Here is an 18,913-nt window from a genome sequence, read left to right on the forward strand (position 1 = left end):
GAACGAAATACTTCGTGCCGAGCCCCGACCTGGAGGCGTCATGTCCGCCGCGCTCGCCCCGCCCGCCGTCACCGAGACCCCCGCGCACCCGCGCCGCTGGGCCGCCGCCGTCGTCATGATGGTCGCGGCCCTGATGGACCTCCTCGACGTGACGATCGTCAACGTCGCGATCCCGTCCATCGGCCGCGAACTGCACGCCTCCGAAAGTGCGTTGCAGTGGCTCGTCTCCGCCTACCTGCTCGGCTTCGCCGCCACCCTCATCGTCTCCGGGCACCTCGGCGACCGCTTCGGCCGCCGAGGCCTCTTCCTCGCCGGCACCGCCGGCTTCGGCGTCGCCAGCCTGGCCTGCGGCATCGCCCAGACGCCGGGCCAGCTGATCGCCGCCCGCGCCTTCCAGGGCGTCATGGCCGCGGTGCTCGTGCCCCAGGTCATCGGCTCCTTCCGCACCCTGTTCCAGGGCAAGGAACGCGGCGCCGCCTTCGGCATGTACGGAGCCGTCGCCGGCTTCGCCTCCGCCGTCGGACTCCTCCTGGGCGGACTGCTCACCGACGCCGACCTGTTCGGCTGGGGCTGGCGCTCGGTGTTCCTCGTCAACGTGCCGGTCGCGATCGCCACGTTCGTCGCCGGATGGTTCCTCGTGCCCGCCACCCGTGAGCGCAGCGCGCGCCGCCCCGACGTCCTCGGCAGCGTCGTGCTCGCCGCCGGCCTCGTCGCGATCGTGCTGCCCCTCGTCCAGGGGCACAGCGACGGCTGGCCGCTGTGGGGCTGGATCTGCCTCGCCGCGGGCGTGCTCGCCGTCGCCGGGCTCGGAGTGTTCGAGGCGCGGCGCGAACGCCGCCACGACGAGCGGACCGTGCCCCTGCTGCCCGCGCAGGCCTTCCGGCTGCCCGCCTTCTCCGTCGGCGTCCTCGTCCAACTCCTCTTCTCCGTCGGCATGCAGGGCTTCTTCCTCGTCTTCGCCATCTGGCTGCAGGCCGGCCAGCACTACACGCCGATGCAGGCCGGCGTCCTGACCGTCGCCTTCTCCGTCGGCGGCTTCCTCACCGCCCCCGCCGCCGACACGCTCGCCGTCCGGTTCGGCCGGCTCGTCCTCGGCGCCGGAGCGCTCCTCATGGCGGGCGGCCTCGGCTGGGTCTGGTACGCCGTCGAGCAGGCGGCCGGCACGCACACCGGGGCCTGGCCGATGGTGCCCGGGCTCGTCGTCGCCGGGGCGGGCCTGGGCTTCCTCGTCGTCCCGCTGGTCAACGTCGTCCTGTCCGCCGTCCCCGCCGAGCTCGCCGGCGGCGCCTCCGGGATCTTCTCCACCGCCCAGCAGTTCGGCGGGGCGCTCGGTGCGGCCGTCATCGGCACGATCTTCTTCGGGCGGCTCTCCGACGGTGCCGGGTTCACGGACGCCCTCTCGGCGGCGGCGCCCTGGGTCGTGGGCGGGTTCCTGCTCTGCGCCGCGCTGTGCGCCCTGCTTCCTCGCACGGCGCTCACGGAGCCGCACGCCTGACGGCGGAGTGGGGTGGCGGGTGGCCCGGCTCGGTCCGGTGTCCATCCCGCCTCGGCGCCGGGTGCGGCTGGGTGGGGGCTGGTCGCGCAGTTCCCCGCGCCCCTATGGAGATGCGCACTTCGTGCGTCATCTCCATAGGGGCGTCGGCGTATCGGGGAAATGCGACCCGAAGGGTCTGCATTTCAGGGGCGCGGGGCTGTGTCTACTAGCGGCTCCGCCGCGGGGCGCGACCAGCCCCCACCCACCCGCACCCCGCGACGAACCGCCCCACCCCCTACGTGTCGCACTCCAAAACCGTGCGGCACAACCCACACCGCGCCCGAACCCGCCCCCGTACCGGCACCCGGATCCGCTGATGACAGGTCGGGCACGGGAACGCGACCCGGAGGCCACCGGGACGGTCCTGGGGCCCGGCCGCCGAGAACGCGTACGAGGCGGAGGGCGAGGCCGAGACGGCTCCCCGGGACTGGGCCTCGCGGCGATCCTTGGCGTAGCGGCGCCGCCCCGCCCAGCCGGAGGCCGTCAGCGGAGGCTCCCGCTGGTCCCGTCGCGCCCGCGCCAGCCCCTCCGCGTACGCCGTGTACGCCTGCGGGCTCGTGAACCACGTCTCCGGCGCCTCGCCGAACGCCAGCGACCGCTTCGCCAGCACGTACCCGAACTCCTCCGGCGTCAGATAGCCCAGCTTCTGCGACGACGCCCCGTCCTCCCGGAACGCGTCCAGGAGCAGCCAGCCCGCGCCCAGGTATGTCGTCGCGGTGTCCGTCAGGATCTCGTTGTCCCGCGTCCCCGGGAACGACAGGTCGAGCCGGTGCAGATACACATGCATGATCTCGTGGGCCAGTGCCGCCCCGATGTCCCGCCGATGCGTGCGGAACCGGTCGTTCAGCTCGATGAAGTACTCGGGCCCCGCCGCCAGTTCGACACTCGCCGCGTGCTGCATCTCCCGGAAGCTCACGATCATCCGCGCGTCCGGCAGCCGGTAGTGCCGCACCAGCTCCCGCGCCACCCGCTGCGTCCCCAGATACAGATCGTCCGTGTCGCAGAACGCCACGTCGACGGGCGCGACACTCGTGGCGAACGTGTGCACCGTGTCGTACGACAGCCGCCGGTACAGCGCGGTGATCGCCGAACGCACCGTCTCCAGATGCGGATAGCCGTGCACCACCGGCCCGCCGTTCGCCACGCGCGCACCCCCTGGGGCCGCCGGGCCGTGTCCCCCCGGGGACGGCCCCCGGGCCCGGCCACTCCAGCGTACGGCGACCCCGCCGCCCCGGAACAGCACGCGGGTCCGCCTCCGCGCCCGCTGGGGGAGCGGGGCGGAGGCGGCGGACACCCGCACCCCGCCGCCCACGGGGGGACGGGGACGGACCGGGCACAGGGCCGTACTCCTCCAGCGCACCACCCCCGCCAACCGTCACATCCCCACCACCGACCGCCAGACCTCCCGCCCCGGAGGCCGCCACGGCACCCACCCCTCGACCCCGCCGCAGCCCCCGCGCCCCCACCCACCCGCCGGCCCACAAGCGCACCCCGAGCCCCATTAGTCCAAGTCCTTCCGCTTCTTTGTCCATGGGCCCGGGCCGGGGCCTCGGCGCATCGTGAGCGGCACGTCGAAACGTCGTGAGAAGGAGGGCAAACGTGCCGCCCACCGGCCAGCCGCCGCACAAGCAGGGACCCAGTCGCAGGGCGGTCGTGGCCGTCGGGGCCGTGGGGGGAGCGGGGCTCGCGCTCGGGCTGGGGGGTGTGGCGCGTGCGGCGACTCTGGAGACGAGCGCGGCGGCCGTCGCGGCCGCCGACGCCGAGGCCGTCATCCGCTCCGCCGCGCTCACCGTCCGCGTCGGCACGGCCTTCCCGCGGATCGCCTCGTACACGGCCCGCGCCGCCGACCGCACCCTGTACGCCCAGGAGGACGCGGTCACCCAGCTCCTCGTCAACAACACCCCGTACACCCCCCGCGTCACCAGCCGCACCGAGTCCGACCGGATCGCCTACACCCTCACCCTCGACGAAGGCCCCCGCATCGACGCCGAGATCGCCGTCGACGAGTGGACCGTCACCTTCCGCGTCACCGCGATCCACGACACGGACGCCCTGCGTGTCCGCACCCTGCAGATCCCCGGACTGCAGCTGGTCAGCGTGCGCTCGACGCAGGACAGCGCCACCCTCACCACGGCCCGCGTCGAGATCGACAAGGCCAAGAGCGGCGATGCCACCGTACGAGTCACCACTGACAGCCGGCCTGACGAGACCGCCGCCGGCATCGCCTACGCCGTCGCCCACACGAGCGAACTCGGCGCCGCCGTCGAGAACAACGCCAGCTACGACTATCCGGCCAAGACCCCCGGCGCGAACTGGGAGAACGGCCGATTCTGGCGCCAGGTCGTCCAGCGCGACGGCTACGTCAAGGCCGGCATCAGCAACGGCCAGTGGACCTACCGCGCCGACACCGCCGCCGCCGACGACACCGAACCCCTGCCCTGGGCCAAGGTGATCATCACCGGCGACCGCAACGGCGACGGCGTCGTCGACTGGCAGGACGCCGCGATCGCCTTCCGCGACATCGCCCACACCCCGCTCGGCGCCGACCGCCAGTACCAGCGCGTCGTCGCCCACATCACGTACAACATCGGCTCCGTCGCCGGCAATCCGTTCCTCGTCACCCTCGACCACGTCAAGCGCATCCACCTCGCCACCGACGGCCTGCGCCAGTTCACCCTCCTCAAGGGCTACCAGTCCGAGGGCCACGACGCCGCCCACCCCGACTACGGCGGCCACTACAACGAGCGCGCCGGCGGCCTCGACGACCTCAACACCCTGGTGCGCACCGGCAAGAAATGGGACAGCGACTTCGCCGTCCACATCAACTTCACCGAGTCCTACCCCGAGGCCCGCGCCTTCTCCGAGCAGCTCGTCGACAAGACGAACAAGCAGTGGGCGTGGATGGACCAGAGCTACCGCATCAACAACCGCTGGGACCTGCTCAGCGGCGGCACCGAACAGCGGCTGAAGCAGCTGCGCGACGAGGTCGACGACGGGCTCAACACCCTCTACGTCGACGTGTTCCGCGACTCCGGCTGGATCGGTGACCGCTTCCAGCGCATCCTGCGCGACCAGGGCTGGCAGGTCACCACCGAATGGGGCCACGGCCTCGAACGCTCCGCCCTGTGGGCGCACTGGGCCAACGACGTCACCTACGGAGGCGACTCCTCGCGCGGCGTCAACTCCCGGCTGATCCGCTTCATGCGCCACCACCAGAAGGACGTCTTCGCCGACAAGTTCCCCCTCCTCGGCACCGCCCGCCTCGGCGACTTCGAGGCCTGGCAGAACAAGACCGACTGGACCGCCTTCTACCGCCTCATCTGGTCCCACACCCTGCCCGTCAAGTACCTCCAGGCCAGAGCGATCAAGACCTGGACCGACGACGAGATCACCTTCTTCGGCGCCGGAGACACCAAGGTCACCACCACCGCCGACGGCACCCGCACCGTCACCACCGACGGCCGCACCGTCCTCACCGGCGACACCTACCTGCTGCCCTGGGATCCGCGCCGCGCCCTCGACCCCGCGAAGCTCTACCACTACAACCCCGAGGGCGGCAGCACGACCTGGCGCCTCCCGCGCGCGTGGGCCGCCGCCCGCACCCGCGTCGCCCTGTACCGCCTCACCGACCAGGGCCGCGTCTTCGTCACCCACGTACCCGTCACCGGCGACGGCACCGTCACCCTGAACGCCGACCCCGACCAGCCCTACGTCCTCTACAAGGACCGCGCCGACCTGGACCGCGACCCCGTGTGGGGCGAAGGCACCCCGGTGCACGACCCCGGCTTCAACTCCGGCTCCCTGCACGGCTGGACCGTCACCGGCACCTGCGCCGTCGAACGCAGCGCCACCGGCCAGTACGAGGCCTGGGCGGGCACCGACGGCGCTCCCGCGTCCCTCGCCCAGACGCTGCGCGGCCTGCGCCCCGGACAGACCTACGTCGCCTCCGTCCAGGCACTCGTCGGCGACACGGCGGGGGAGCGGCGCACCGCCACCCTGGAGATCACCACCTCCGAAGGCGCCCGCAAGGTCGTCATGGAGTCGTCCACGGCCGTCAACAAGCAGTCCTGCGACCTGAAGCTGAACACCCGCTTCCAGCGCATGTTCGTCCACTTCACCGTCCCCGAACAGGGCGGCGACGTCACCCTCGCCCTGAAGGTCGCCGACGGCCACGCGCGCGTGGCGTTCGACAACGTCCGCGTCGCCCGCGCCACGCTCCCGGCCACCCAGCCGGGCACGCTCGTCCACCAGGACTTCGAGGACGTGCCCGACGGCATCTTCCCGTTCATCGCCTCCACGAGCCGCGCCCACCTCGCGGAGAAGCACGCGCCCTACACCCAGGCCGGCTGGAACGGCACGAAGACCGACGACGTGCTCACCGGCACCTGGTCCCTCAAGGCCCGCCTGACCGGCACCGGCCTCGTCTACCGCACCATCCCGGCGACCGTCCCCTTCACCCCCGGCAAGCGCTACAAGGTGGCCTTCCTCTACCAGAGCGAGACCACCGCCACCTGGACCACCGCGGTCGATGAACCGGCCGCCCGGACCCTGCGCTCCGATGCCCTCGCCAGGACCACCGAGGGCACCGCCGAGTTCGCCTACGAGTTCACGGCGCCCGACCAGGGCGACGCGTGGGTGGGCCTGACCTCGAACGCCTCCGACGGCGGCGCGGTCGTCATCGACCGGTTCACCGTGACCGAGCTCGACTGACCCACCCGGCAACAAGACGAAGGGCCGGCCCCGCGATCCGGGACCGGCCCTTCCCCCGTGCCCGAGCCCGGCTCAGGACAGGCGCACCCGCGGCGGACCCGAGCGGTCCGTCTCCAGCACCCACACCTCGTTCGCACCCGCCCGCAGCACCGGCCCCGGCACGTACAGCGACTCCTGCGGACCGGCCGCCGGCCAGTAACGGCCCAGACAGAACCCGTTCACCCACACGAACCCCCGCGCCCAGCCCGGCAGTTCCAGCGCCGCGTCCCCCGGCCCCGCCACCTCGAACACGCCCCGGAACAGCCCGCGCCGCCCCTCCTCGGGCTCCCCGGACGGCAGCCCGGCCACCGCCCCGGCCGTGAACGCGTCCAGGCGCAGCGCCCGGGCCGTCACCCCGTGCAGATACTGCCGCTCGTGCAGCAGCCCGCCCGTCAGCCCCTTGAGCTCACCCGTGCGCGGCCCGTAGTTGACCCGCCCCAGGGACTCCACCCACAGCTCCACGCGCGCGTACCCCGCCACCGGGACCGGCAGCTCCGGTTCCGCCTCCGTGAGGACCCCGACCCGCTCCCCGTCCACCTCCACGACCGCGACGTCCCGCAGCCCGTTCGCCCGCAGCGGCAGCCCGCCGCGCGGCCCCGGCACGGTCACCGCGTACCGCACCAGCCCCCGGTCCACGCCCAGCTCCTCGAACGACGGCGGCGTCGCCCACTGGGACTCCGGCCCGCCCAGCCCCTCCAGCACCCCGTCCAGCGGCGTGAACGCCGTCAGCTCCGCCGTCACCGGCGCCGCCAGCGCGGCAGGCTGCTCCGGAACCTCCGGCAGCGGCCCCTCCGCGTACTTCCCGAGAACCTCCCGGAACAGCCAGAACTTCTCCGTCGGCCGCCCGAACTCGTCGATCGGCGCGTCATAGTCGTACGAGGTCACATCCGGCTCAAGGACCCCGTCGTGCAGCGCACCGCCCCCGCGGTTCGCCCCCGCCCAGCCGCCGAAACTCGTCCCCCCGTGCGCCATGTACAGATTCACCGACGCCCCGCACTCCAGGATCTCCCGCAACGCGTCCGCCGCGTCCCGCGGATCCCGTACGACATGCTCCGCGCCCCAGTGGTCGAACCAGCCGCACCAGAACTCCATGCACATCAACGGCCCCGACGGGCGGTGCCTGCGCAGCGTCGCGAAACCCTCGCGCGCCTGCGAGCCGAAGTTCGCCGTCGCCAGGATCCCCGGCACCGACCCGCCCGTCAGCATGTGGTCCTCGGGCCCGTCCGACGTGAACAGCGGCACCGTCACCCCGAGTTCGAGCAGCAGATCCGCCAGCGCCCGCAGATACACCTGGTCCGAGCCGAAACTGCCGTACTCGTTCTCCACCTGCACCATGATCACCGGGCCGCCCCGGTCGATCTGCCGCTCCGTGATCTGCGGCAGCAGCACCCGGAACCAGTCCTCCACCAGCGACAGGAACTCCGCGTCCCGCGACCGCAGCCGCGCCCCCACCCGGCCCGTCACCCAGTGCGGCAGCCCCCCGTTCTCCCACTCCGCGCAGATGTAGGGACCCGGCCGCGCGATCACCCACAGGCCCGCCTCCCGCGCGGCGTCCAGGAACCGGCCCACCGCCGCCACGTCCCGCACCTCACCCGGGCCGGGCGCGTGCAGATTCCACGGGACGTAGGTCTCCACACAGTTCAGGCCCATCGCCTTCAGCATCCGCAGCCGGTGCCCCCACTGCTCCTCGTGCACCCGGAAGTAGTGCAGAGCCCCCGACAGCAGCCGCACCGGCCGGCCGTCCACCTCGAAGTCGTCCTCGCCCACCCTGAACTCGGTCATCAGGTCCCTCTCGCTCACGAACAGGCGGCCACCATCACCTCTGGCGGGCGACGGGGTCCATGGACAAAGATCGGCTGGTGTTGGACGGGGCTACGCGGTCACGACCCAGGCGCGCGAAACACCACAGGAGGGGACACATGTCCACATACCACACCTGGATGCGCTACTTCACACCCAGCCCGGCCCACCACCGACTCGGCCTCGTCTGCCTCGGCGTCGGACTCCAGCACGGCCTCCTGCCCACCGTCGGACCCCGCACCCTCGACCACCACGTCGCCGTCGTCATCACCGCCGGCACCGGCTGGTTCCAGAACGCCGACGGCCGCCGCACCACCATCACCGCCCCCGCCCTCATCTGGCTCACCCCCGGCGTCCCGCACCACTACGGCGCCGACCCCGACAGCGGCTGGGACGAGTGCTTCGTCGACTTCACCGGACCCGCCGCCGCCACCTACACCGAACTCGGCTACATAGAACCCGACCGCCCCGTCGTCCCCCTCGCCGACGCCGCGGCAGCCCGCGCCGCCGTCGGCCGCATCGCCCGCGCCGCCCGCCGCGGCAACCCCCTCCTCGAAGTCGAGACCGGCGCCGCCGTCCACGAACTCCTCGTCGCCCTGCGCCGCGCCCGCGCCGACATGGCCCCCGACGGCGACCCCGTCCTCCAGGCCCTCGCCCGCGACGCCTTCCAGCCCCTCTCCGTCGCCGAACACGCCGCCCGCCACGGCATGACCCCCGCCGAACTGCGCACCGCAGTCCGCCGCGGCGCCGGCTGCAGCCCCAAGGACTACCTCCTCGGCATCCGCCTCGGCCGCGCCAAGGAACTCCTCGCCGCCACCGAACTCCCCGTCGCCGCCGTCGCCCGCCGCGTCGGCTACGACGACCCCGCCTACTTCTCCCGCCTCTTCACCCGCCGCGTCGGCACCGCCCCCGTCCGCTTCCGCGAACAACAGGGCCGCGCCGTCCCCGGCGGCTGGTCCGACAAGATCCCCGACCCCGACCACCCGCCCATGCTCCACGTAGGCTGAGCTCCCATGACCACCAGCGACCCCGCACCCCAGACGGAAGTCGACCCCGCCGTCCGCGCCGAGCTCGGCCGCCTGCGCGACAGCATCGACAACATCGACGCCGCCGTCGTCCACATGCTCGCCGAACGCTTCAAGGCCACCCAGCAGGTCGGCCACCTCAAGGCCCAGCACGCCCTGCCGCCCGCCGACCCGGCCCGCGAATCCCGCCAGATCGAACGCCTGCGCCAACTCGCCGAGAACGCCAAACTCGACCCCGCCTTCGCCGAGAAGTTCCTCAACTTCATCATCAGCGAGGTCATCCGCCACCACGAACAGATCGCGGCGGACGCCGGCCCGAAAACAAGCCCCTCCGGCGATTGAGGAGCGGGGTCCGGGGCAGAGCCCCGTGACCTCAGCACCGTTGCGGGCGCGCGATCATCGGCGGCTTCAGCACCGTCGTGGCTGGTCGCGCCCTGCGGCGCAGCCGCTGACCGGCACAGCCCCGCGCCCCTTACGGGGCGACCCAGGCCCCGAGCCAAGGGCTGCGGCCCGACCAAGGACACCTGTTCCCGCGCCGGAGGCGTACGGCACCATGACCCCATGCCCGTACTGACGCGCGACGAAGCGCAGACCCGCGCCCGGCTCATCGAGGTCCACCACTACACCGTGGACCTCGACCTCACCCGCGGCCCCGACACCTTCGACTCCCGCACCGCGATCCGCTTCACCACACGCACCGCGGGAGACACCTTCGTCGAGCTCAAACCCGCCGAGCTGCGCTCCGTCACCCTCGACGGCAACGCCCTCGACCCCGCCACCCTCGACGGCAACCGCCTGCCCCTCACCGGCCTCACCGCCGGCGAGCACGAGCTCCGCGTCGACGCCGCCATGCGCTACTCGCACACCGGCGAGGGCATGCACCGCTTCACCGACCCCACCGACGGCGAGACCTACGCCTACACCCAGCTGTTCATGGAAGACGTCCAGCGCGTCTTCACCGCCTTCGACCAGCCCGACCTCAAGTCCGTCTTCGACCTCACCGTCACCGCCCCCGAAGGCTGGACCGTCCTCGCCAACAGCGTCACCGAACACCTCGGCGAGGGAAAGTGGCAGGCCGCCACCACCCCCCTCCTGTCGACCTACCTCGTCGCCGTCGCCGCCGGCCCCTGGCACTCCCTGCGCACCGAACACCGCGGCCTGCCCTTCGGCCTCCACTGCCGCCGCTCCCTCGCACCCCACCTCGACGCCGACGCCGACGAACTCCTCGACATCACCCGCGCGTGCTTCGACCGCTACCACGAGAAGTTCGCCGAGCCCTACCCCTTCGACTCCTACGACCAGGCCTTCGTCCCCGAGTTCAACGCCGGCGCCATGGAAAACCCCGGACTCGTCACCTTCCGCGACGAGTTCGTCTACCGCTCCGCCGTCACCGACACCGAACGCCAGACCCGCGCCATGGTCATCGCCCACGAGATGGCCCACATGTGGTTCGGCGACCTCGTCACCCTCAAGTGGTGGGACGACATCTGGCTCAACGAGTCCTTCGCCGAGTACATGGGCTACCAGACCCTCACCGAAGGCACCCGCTTCGCGGACACCTGGGTCGACTTCGGCATCTCCCGCAAGAACTGGGGCTACGAGGCCGACCAACGCCCCTCCACCCACCCCGTAGCCCCCGAAGCCGTCGAGGACACCGCCTCCGCCCTCCTCAACTTCGACGGCATCTCCTACGCCAAGGGCGCCTCCGCCCTGCGCCAACTCGTCAACTGGCTCGGCGAGAAGGACTTCCTCGCCGGCATCAACACCCACTTCGAACGCCACAAGTTCGCCAACGCCACCCTCGCCGACTTCATCGACTCCCTCGCCCACCACACCGACCGCGACGTCCACGCCTGGGCCGACGCCTGGCTCCGCACCACCGGCGTCGACACCCTCACCCCGCGCGTCACCGAGGCCGAGGACAACTGGACCCTCACCGTCGACCGTGCCGGCAGCCGCCCCCATCGCATCGCCGTCGGCCTCTACGACCGCGACCCCTCCGACGCCCGCGCCCTCGTCCTGCGCGAACGCGTCGACGTCGACGTACCCGGCGACCCCGTCACCTTCCGCGGCCCGCGTCCCGCCCTGATCGTCCCCAACGACCAGGACCTCACCTACGCCAAGATCCGCCTCGACCCCGCCTCCGAGGAAGCCGCCCTGCGCGGCCTCTCCGGCATCCCCGACCCCCTCACCCGCGCCGTCCTGTGGAACGCGCTCAGCGACATGGTCCGCGACGGACAACTGGACACCGGCTCCTACCTCACCGCCGCCCGCGCCCACCTCCCCGAAGAGACCGACCTCGCCCTCGTCCAGGGCGTCCTCTCCTTCGCCCACCACCAGATCGCCGACCACTACAGCACCCCCGAACAGCGCCCCGACGCCCTCACCCTCCTCACCTCCCTGTGCGAGGACATCGTCCGCCGCACCGAGGACGGAGAACGCCCCGGCCTGCGCCTCACCGCCGTCCGCCACCTCATCGACGCCGCCCAGCACGCCGACGTCATCCGCGGCTGGTACGACAGCGGCAGCGTCCCCGGAGGACCCGAACTCGACCCCGAACTGCGCTGGCGCATCCTGGGCCGCATGAGCGTCCTCGGCGCCGTCGACGACGCCGTCATCGAGGCCGAACTCGCCCACGACCCCAGCGCCACCGGCCAGGAGGGCGCCGCCCGCTGCCACGCCGCGCTGCCCGACCCGCAGGCCAAGGCCGCCGCCTGGGACGCCCTGTTCACCGACGACCCCGCACGCGAACTCTCCAACTACCTGTTCGCCGCCACCGCCCAGGGCTTCTGGCAACCCGAACAGAGCGACCTGCTGCGCGGCTACGTCGCCCGCTACTTCACCGACGTCGTCCCCCTCGCCGCACGCCGCGGCGCCGCCCTCGCCGCAGCCGCCGGCCGCTACGCCTTCCCCTCCACGGCCATCAGCCCCGAAACCCTCGCCCTCGGCGAACGCTGCCTCGCCGAGTCCGACCCGACGCCCGCGCTGCGCCGCCGCCTCGTCGACCAACTCGACGACCTGTCCCGAGCCCTACGCGTCCGCGGGTCCGCCTGACCCTCCCCGCACGGGGTGCGTCCGGCGCCATAATTCGCGCCCGGAGCCTGGCGCACCCCCAGGGGCTCCGCCCCGGCCCCCGCTCCTCAATCGCCGGAGGGGCTTGATTCCCCGACCGCCGCCGCCAGGCGCGCCGCCCCTGGGGCGCACGAAGTGCGCCTTCAGGGGCGCGGGGAACTGCGCGACCAGCCACCGCGTACCCGTCACCCGGCAACGAACCCGCCAGCCCCCTATACCTCACCCGCCCCCCAAAACCCGCCCACCCATCCCTCTTTCGGGTCCACTTCACGTGATCACCCCGAGCACGCTCCCGCCCCGTCGAAGACTGGCCGCACCCACCTGACCGCCCAGTCCCCGAAGGGCCCCGCATGCGCACCTTGCCACCCCTGGCCGGAGGCACAGACGGCCCCGACGCCCTGCGGCCCCTCCTCGACACCGTCCTGGAAGCCCTGCGCACCGGCGGAGCAAACCGTGGAGGCCCCCTCCCACCCGGCGGCCCCGAAACCGTCGCCACCCGCCTCGCAGCGGCAGCCGGCAACCCGCTCCCCGAACACGGCACCGGCGCCGAAACCGCCCTGCGCACCCTCGTCACCGCCCTCACCGAAGGCGCCGCCGACCCCGCCGACCCCCTCTGCGCGGCCCACCTCCACTGCCCGCCCCTCGCCGTCGCCACCGCCGCCGACCTCGCCGCGAGCGCCCTCAACCCCTCCATGGACTCCTGGGACCAGGCCCCCGCCGCCTCCACCCTCGAAACCCTCATCACCAGCACCCTCGCCCGCGAGGTCTACCCGCACACCGGCACCGACACCGCCCCCGACGCCCTCGTCACCACCGGCGGCACCGAAGCCAACCAACTCGCCGTCCTCCTCGCCCGCGAGACCCACCGCACCACCCGCCCCCTCCAGCTCATCACCGGCGCCAACGCCCACCACAGCCTCACCCGCGCCGCCTGGCTCCTCGGCCTGCCCGAACCCATCGTGCTGCCCACCCCCAACGGCACCCTCGACCCCGCCACCCTCGACGAAGCCCTCACCGACCTCCCCGGCCCCCACCTCGTCGCCGCCACCGCCGGCACCACCGACGCCGGCCTCATCGACCCCCTCCCCGAGATCGCCGACCTGTGCGCGGCCCACGGCACCCGCCTCCACATCGACGCCGCCTACGGCGCCGGCCTCCTCTTCAGCCCCCACCACCGCGCCCAGCTCACCGGCCTCGACCGCGCCCACACCGTCACCCTCGACCTGCACAAACTGGGCTGGCAACCCGTCGCCGCCGGACTCCTCGCCGTACGCCGACCCACCGACCTGACCCCCCTCACCCACCAGGCCGACTACCTCAACGCCGACGACGACACCGAAGCCGGACTCCCCGACCTCCTCGGCCGCTCCCTGCGCACCACCCGCCGCCCCGACATCCTCAAGATCGCCGTCACCCTCAAAGCCCTCGGCCGCACCGGCATCGCCGCCCTCGTCGACCAGGTCATCGCCCTCGCCCACCACCTCGCCCACCTCATCGACCTCCACCCCGGCCTCGACCTCTACGACACCCCCACCCTCACCACCGTCCTCTTCCGCCCCACCGGCGCGAACGACGACGACATCGCCGAGATCCGCCGCCGCCTGCTCACCGAAGGCCGCGCCGTCCTCGGCCGCGCCCGCATCGACGGCCGCCTCTGGCTCAAAGCCACCCTCCTCAACCCACACACCGACCCCGGCGACCTCGCCACGCTCCTGAAACTGGTGGAAGGACACACCCCCCGATGACTGCCGCGCCCGCACCGCAGCCCCCCCACACCCCCACCGACGCACCCCGCGACCTCGTCGGCATCGGCATCGGCCCCTTCAACCTCTCCCTCGCCGCCCTCGCCCACCCCCTCACCGAACTCGACACCGTCTTCTACGAACAACGCCCCGCCTTCCACTGGCACCCCGGCCTCCTCATCGACGGCGCCACCCTCCAAGTCCCCTTCCTCGCCGACCTCGTCACCCTCGCCGACCCCGCCAGCCCCTGGTCCTTCCTCAACTACCTCAAAACCCGCGAACGCCTCTTCCCCTTCTACTTCGCCGAGCGCTTCCACATCCAACGCGCCGAATACGACGCCTACTGCCGCTGGGTCAGCGAAAACCTCCCCGGACTCCACTACAGCCACCAAGTCGACGCCGTCCGCTGGAACCCCCAACGCGCCCTGTTCGAAGTCGACTACACCCAACTCGACACCCACGGCGAAGCCGAAGCCCTCGGCCGCACCCACACCCGCAACATCGCCCTCGGCATCGGCACCGAACCCTTCGTCCCCGCCCCCCTCAAACCCCTCGCCGACGCCCCCACCGTCCCCGTCATCCACTCCGCCGACTACCTGAACCACCGCGAACGCCTCCTCGCCGCCGACCACGTCACCGTCATCGGCAGCGGCCAGTCCGGCGCCGAAATCTTCCTCGACCTCCTGCGCCGCCGCCCCACCGGCCACGAAAACCTCCACTGGCTCGCCCGCACCCAGGCCTTCGCCCCCATGGAATACAGCAAACTCGGCCTCGAACACTTCACCCCCGACTACACCCGCTACTTCCACGCCCTCCCCGAACCCGTACGCGACGGACTCGTCCCCGCCCAATGGCAACTCCACAAGGGCATCGACGCCGACACCATCGCCGCCATCCACGAAGAGCTCTACCAACGCACCCTCCACGGCGGCTGGCCCGACGTCACCCTCACCCCCGGCATCGGCGTCCGCACCGCCGGCCGCCTCGCCGACCAGCGCATCGAACTCCACCTCGAACACCAGGAACAAGGCATCCGCAGCCGCCTCACCACCGACGCCGTCGTCCTCGCCACCGGCTACAAGGAACGCCCCCTCGGCCGCATCCTCTCCGGCCTCGACCCCCACATCCGACGCGACGCCTCCGGCCGCCCCCGCATCGACGACCAGTTCCGCCTCGTCCTCGACGACACCGTCCAAGGCGCCGGCGGCCGCGTCTACGTACAGAACGCCGAACGCCACACCCACGGCGTCGGCGCCCCCGACCTCGGCCTCGCCGCCTGGCGCAGCGCCACCATCCTCAACAGCCTCACCGGCAAGGACCCCTACCCCCAGCCCCGCCGCACCGCCTTCACCACCTTCGGCCTCACCCCCCACGACGAACGCGCCCCCCAGGACCAGAACACCGGACCCGGACAGCGCGCTCTCGTGGAACTTCAGGACGACCTCGACCGAAGCTGACCCCGGCCGCAACCACCGGCCCGAACTACTGGGCGAACACCGGCGTCCCCGCCCGCGTCAGCCGCCAGTCCACCGACGCGAAGTCCGCCGGATCCAGCACACCCTTCGCCGTCACCCACTCCGCGATCCGCGTACGAATCTCCGTCGACTCCGACCACAACTCCTGGGCGTTCGCCACATGCGGGAACGCACCGCCACCGTTCGCCCGGTAGTTGTTCACCGCGAACACGAACCTCGCCGCATCGTCCAGATCCTTGCCGCCGAACTTCAGGTTCTTGATCCGCGAACCCGCCGGCTGAGCGATGTCGATGTCGTACGACAGCCCCGACACGTAGTCGTAGTTGTAGTCCGGCCGGTTCCCCGCGTTCGTCAACTTCTCCACGTCCACCGGCGCGTCCGGCGCCGTCTGCACGAAGTACTCCGCCGAGAACTCCAGATACGCCCGCAACTGCGCACCCGTCATCAACTTCGCCACCAGCGTGTTGTCGTACACATACAGACTCGACAGGTCCCGGATCGTCACCTCGCCCGCCGGGATCGCCGAGGTCCGCGAGAACGGCGACGCCTGCGACAGCACCGGCAACGACGCGTACTCCGTCGACTTCAACGCCTCCGTCACCACATCGGCCTGCACCTTGTTGATCAGATCGATGATCGGCGCGTCCTTGTACCGCGCGTCCACCGTCGTCAGCTCGACCTTCGCCGAACCCACCACCTGATTCACGTACTTCACCACCAGCGCATGCTGCGCCGCCAACAGCTTCGTGATCTCCGGATCGTCCGCCACCGTGTTCGAGTTCAGCAGCTTCGACGTCACCGACGCCACCGTCCAGCGACCCTTCACCCACTCCAGCTCGAAATCGAACCGCGCGAGCCGCTCCGCGTAACACAGCGGCTCCGCCAGCACGACCGACCGGCCCGTCTCCTCGTTCGTCACCACCTGCTGCTCGATCTCCACATGCGCGTGCCCCACCAGAATCGCGTCGATCCCCGGCACCTTCGCCGCCACCCGCGCCGCCGCGTTCTCCACGTACGGCAGCTGATCACCCCACGACGACGTCCCCGACGCACCCGAGTGCGCCGACACGACCACCACGTCCGCACCCATCGACCGCAGCTTCGGCACCCACTTCGCCGCCTGCTCCTCAAGCCCCGGGAACTTCAGCTTCCCCTGCACATACGCCTTGTCCCAGATCGCGATCCCCGGGTTCGTCAGCCCCAGAATCGCCACCTTCACGTCCTTGCCGTGCGGCGTACGCAGCGTCTTGATGACGTACGGGGCGAAGGCCGGCTTCTCGGTCTTCGCGTCCACCGCGTTCGCGCCGAGCAGCGGGAAACGCAGCTGCGACTCGAACTTGCGCAGCGTGTCGATGCCGTAGTTGAACTCGTGATTGCCGAGCGCCGCCGCGTCGTACCCGATCGCGTTCATCGCCTGCGCCATCGGATGCACCGGACCGTTCGCCGCCGTGATCGGATCCACGCGCGCGAAGTAGTACGTCAGCGGAGTGCCCTGGATCGTGTCACCCGCGTCGATCAGCAGCGTGTTCCCGCGCCCCTCCTCCTCACGGATCCGCGACACCAGCGTCGAGATCCGCGACAGACCCTGCGCGTTGCCCGCCGCGTCCTTGTACTCGGCGTCCTTGTAGTAGTCCCAGTTGAAGACGTGACCGTGCAGGTCCGTCGTGCCCATGACCGTGAACGCGTACCGCTTCTTCGGCTTCGCGCGCCCCGGAGCGCCGGTGGCGGCCTCGGCCGACGGCGCCACGACACCACCGGCCAGCGCGACCCCCGCACCAGTCGCGGCGGACTTGCCCAGGAAGGATCTGCGGTTCAACGACATGGACGGGCTCCTGACCTACGGACGAACAACAGTGGTGATGACGCGCGTAGATTCTGGACCAGGAAGCCCAACCCGCAACACCCCCCACACATTTCGATCCGATGACCAGCCGCCGAACCACCCACCCCACACGCTCATCAGAGCACCCGCCCGCACAGATACAAGACTTGTCAACAGTCCTTCAGGTAAAGCTTGTTGAGTCGTCATGTCGCACCAAATCTCTACCCACCGGTAAGCCCTAGGCTCGAACCATGCGCCGAGCAAAAATCGTCTGCACCCTGGGCCCCGCCACCGACTCGTACGACCAGATCAAGGCACTCGTCGAAGCCGGCATGGACGTAGCCCGCTTCAACCTCAGCCACGGCACCTACGCCGAACACGAGGAGCGCTACCAGCGCGTGCGAAAGGCCTCCGACGAGACCGGCCGCAGCGTCGGCGTCCTCGCCGACCTTCAAGGCCCGAAGATCCGCCTCGGCCGCTTCAGCGAAGGACCCGTACTCCTTGAACGCGGCGACGAGTTCACCATCACCGTCGAACCCGACACCCAAGGCGACCGCCAGACCTGCGGCACCACCTACGACGGCCTCGCCACCGACGTCACCCCCGGCGAACGCATCCTCGTCGACGACGGCAAAGTCACCCTCGAAGTCACCCGCGTCAACGGCCCCCGCGTCCACACCACCGTCATCGAAGGCGGCATGGTCTCCGACCACAAAGGCCTCAACCTCCCCGGCGTCGCCGTCAGCGTCCCCGCCCTGAGCGAGAAAGACGAGGCCGACCTCCGCTGGGCCCTGCGCACCGGCGCCGACATCATCGCCCTCTCCTTCGTCCGCACCGGCCGCGACATCGAAGACGTCCACCGCATCATGAACGAGGAAGGCCGCCGCCTCCCCGTCATCGCCAAAATCGAAAAACCCCAGGCCGTCGACAACATCGACGACATCGTCGCCGCATTCGACGGCATCATGGTCGCCCGCGGCGACCTCGGCGTCGAAATGCCCCTCGAACAAGTCCCCATCGTCCAAAAGCGCGCCATCAAACTCGCCAAACGCAACGCCAAACCCGTCATCGTCGCCACCCAGATGCTCGACTCGATGATCGACAACTCCCGCCCCACCCGCGCCGAAGCCAGCGACGTCGCCAACGCCGTCATCGACGGCACCGACGCCGTCATGCTCTCCGGCGAGACCAGCGTCGGCAAATACCCCGTCGAAACCGTCGCCACCATGAGCCGCATCGTCGAAGCCGCCGAAGAAGACATCCTCGCCAAGGGCCTCCCACCCCTCACCGAACGCAACAAACCCCGCACCCAAGGCGGAGCCGTCGCCCGCGCCGCCGCCGAAATGGGCGACTTCCTCGGCGCCAAACTCCTCGTCGCCTTCACCCAGTCCGGCGACACCGTCCGACGCCTCTCCCGCTACCGCTCACCCATCCCCCTCCTCGCCTTCACCCCCGACCCCGCCACCCGCTCCCAACTCAACCTCACCTGGGGCGTCGAAACCTTCCTCGGCCCCCACGTCGACTCCACCGACGCCATGGTCGCCCAGGTCGACGAAGAACTCCTCAAAATCGGCCGCTGCGCCAAGGGTGACACCGTCGTCATCACCGCTGGCTCCCCACCCGGCGTCCCCGGCTCCACCAACCTCGTCCGCGTCCACCACATCGGCGAGGACGACAGCCCGAAGTAGCCACCG

The 18,913-nt window shown here is 71.3% G+C and carries 11 protein-coding genes; 8 read left to right on the forward strand and 3 right to left on the reverse strand.

What is annotated here, in order from left to right:
- Positions 1–40: 40 nt before the first annotated feature.
- Positions 41–1,495 (forward strand): MFS transporter, encoded by a 1,455-nt coding sequence (locus ACZ4E1_RS02415; protein ID WP_467535017.1) that lies wholly within the window; start codon positions 41–43, stop codon positions 1,493–1,495.
- Positions 1,496–1,769: 274 nt separating this feature from the next.
- Here ACZ4E1_RS02415 and ACZ4E1_RS02420 read toward each other — a convergent pair whose 3' ends face one another.
- Complete coding sequence (locus ACZ4E1_RS02420; protein WP_467535019.1) at positions 1,770–2,678, reverse strand: hypothetical protein; 909 nt, start codon at positions 2,676–2,678, stop codon at positions 1,770–1,772.
- Positions 2,679–3,133: 455 nt separating this feature from the next.
- On the opposite strand from ACZ4E1_RS02420, the gene ACZ4E1_RS02425 reads away from it, so the two are divergent.
- The gene (locus ACZ4E1_RS02425) at positions 3,134–6,244 is read left to right on the forward strand and encodes an endo-alpha-N-acetylgalactosaminidase family protein (RefSeq protein WP_467535021.1); all 3,111 of its coding nucleotides are present in this window, start codon (positions 3,134–3,136) and stop codon (positions 6,242–6,244) included.
- A 72-nt stretch (positions 6,245–6,316) separates the two neighbouring features.
- On the opposite strand, the gene ACZ4E1_RS02430 is transcribed toward ACZ4E1_RS02425, so the two are convergent.
- On the reverse strand, positions 6,317–8,065 hold the full coding sequence (locus tag ACZ4E1_RS02430; RefSeq protein WP_467535414.1) for a beta-galactosidase: 1,749 nt from the start codon (positions 8,063–8,065) through the stop codon (positions 6,317–6,319).
- Between the two features lie 137 nt (positions 8,066–8,202).
- Here ACZ4E1_RS02430 and ACZ4E1_RS02435 point away from each other — a divergent pair, with 137 nt between their 5' ends.
- The 5 genes from ACZ4E1_RS02435 to ACZ4E1_RS02455 all read left to right on the forward strand — a co-directional run bounded on the left by ACZ4E1_RS02435 (position 8,203) and on the right by ACZ4E1_RS02455 (position 15,379).
- Positions 8,203–9,090, forward strand: coding sequence for a helix-turn-helix domain-containing protein (locus ACZ4E1_RS02435; RefSeq protein ID WP_467535023.1), 888 nt, complete (start codon positions 8,203–8,205; stop codon positions 9,088–9,090).
- 6 nt (positions 9,091–9,096) lie between these two features.
- Positions 9,097–9,450: a chorismate mutase gene (locus tag ACZ4E1_RS02440; protein ID WP_467535025.1), complete on the forward strand. Its 354-nt coding sequence runs from the start codon at positions 9,097–9,099 to the stop codon at positions 9,448–9,450.
- A gap of 219 nt (positions 9,451–9,669) precedes the next feature.
- Positions 9,670–12,162, forward strand: coding sequence for an aminopeptidase N (pepN, locus tag ACZ4E1_RS02445; RefSeq protein ID WP_467535027.1), 2,493 nt, complete (start codon positions 9,670–9,672; stop codon positions 12,160–12,162).
- A gap of 368 nt (positions 12,163–12,530) precedes the next feature.
- Complete coding sequence (locus ACZ4E1_RS02450; protein WP_467535029.1) at positions 12,531–13,925, forward strand: pyridoxal phosphate-dependent decarboxylase family protein; 1,395 nt, start codon at positions 12,531–12,533, stop codon at positions 13,923–13,925.
- Positions 13,922–15,379, forward strand: coding sequence for a lysine N(6)-hydroxylase/L-ornithine N(5)-oxygenase family protein (locus tag ACZ4E1_RS02455; RefSeq protein WP_467535031.1), 1,458 nt, complete (start codon positions 13,922–13,924; stop codon positions 15,377–15,379). Before ACZ4E1_RS02450 ends, ACZ4E1_RS02455 begins: the two co-directional genes overlap by 4 nt.
- A 25-nt stretch (positions 15,380–15,404) precedes the next feature.
- On the opposite strand, the gene ACZ4E1_RS02460 is transcribed toward ACZ4E1_RS02455, so the two are convergent.
- Positions 15,405–17,219 (reverse strand): bifunctional metallophosphatase/5'-nucleotidase, encoded by a 1,815-nt coding sequence (locus tag ACZ4E1_RS02460; protein ID WP_467535033.1) that lies wholly within the window; start codon positions 17,217–17,219, stop codon positions 15,405–15,407.
- A 251-nt stretch (positions 17,220–17,470) separates the two neighbouring features.
- Here ACZ4E1_RS02460 and pyk point away from each other — a divergent pair, with 251 nt between their 5' ends.
- Positions 17,471–18,907, forward strand: coding sequence for a pyruvate kinase (pyk, locus tag ACZ4E1_RS02465; RefSeq protein WP_467535035.1), 1,437 nt, complete (start codon positions 17,471–17,473; stop codon positions 18,905–18,907).
- Positions 18,908–18,913 lie beyond the last annotated feature (6 nt).

This window comes from Streptomyces sp. NPDC025806 (assembly GCF_055558275.1).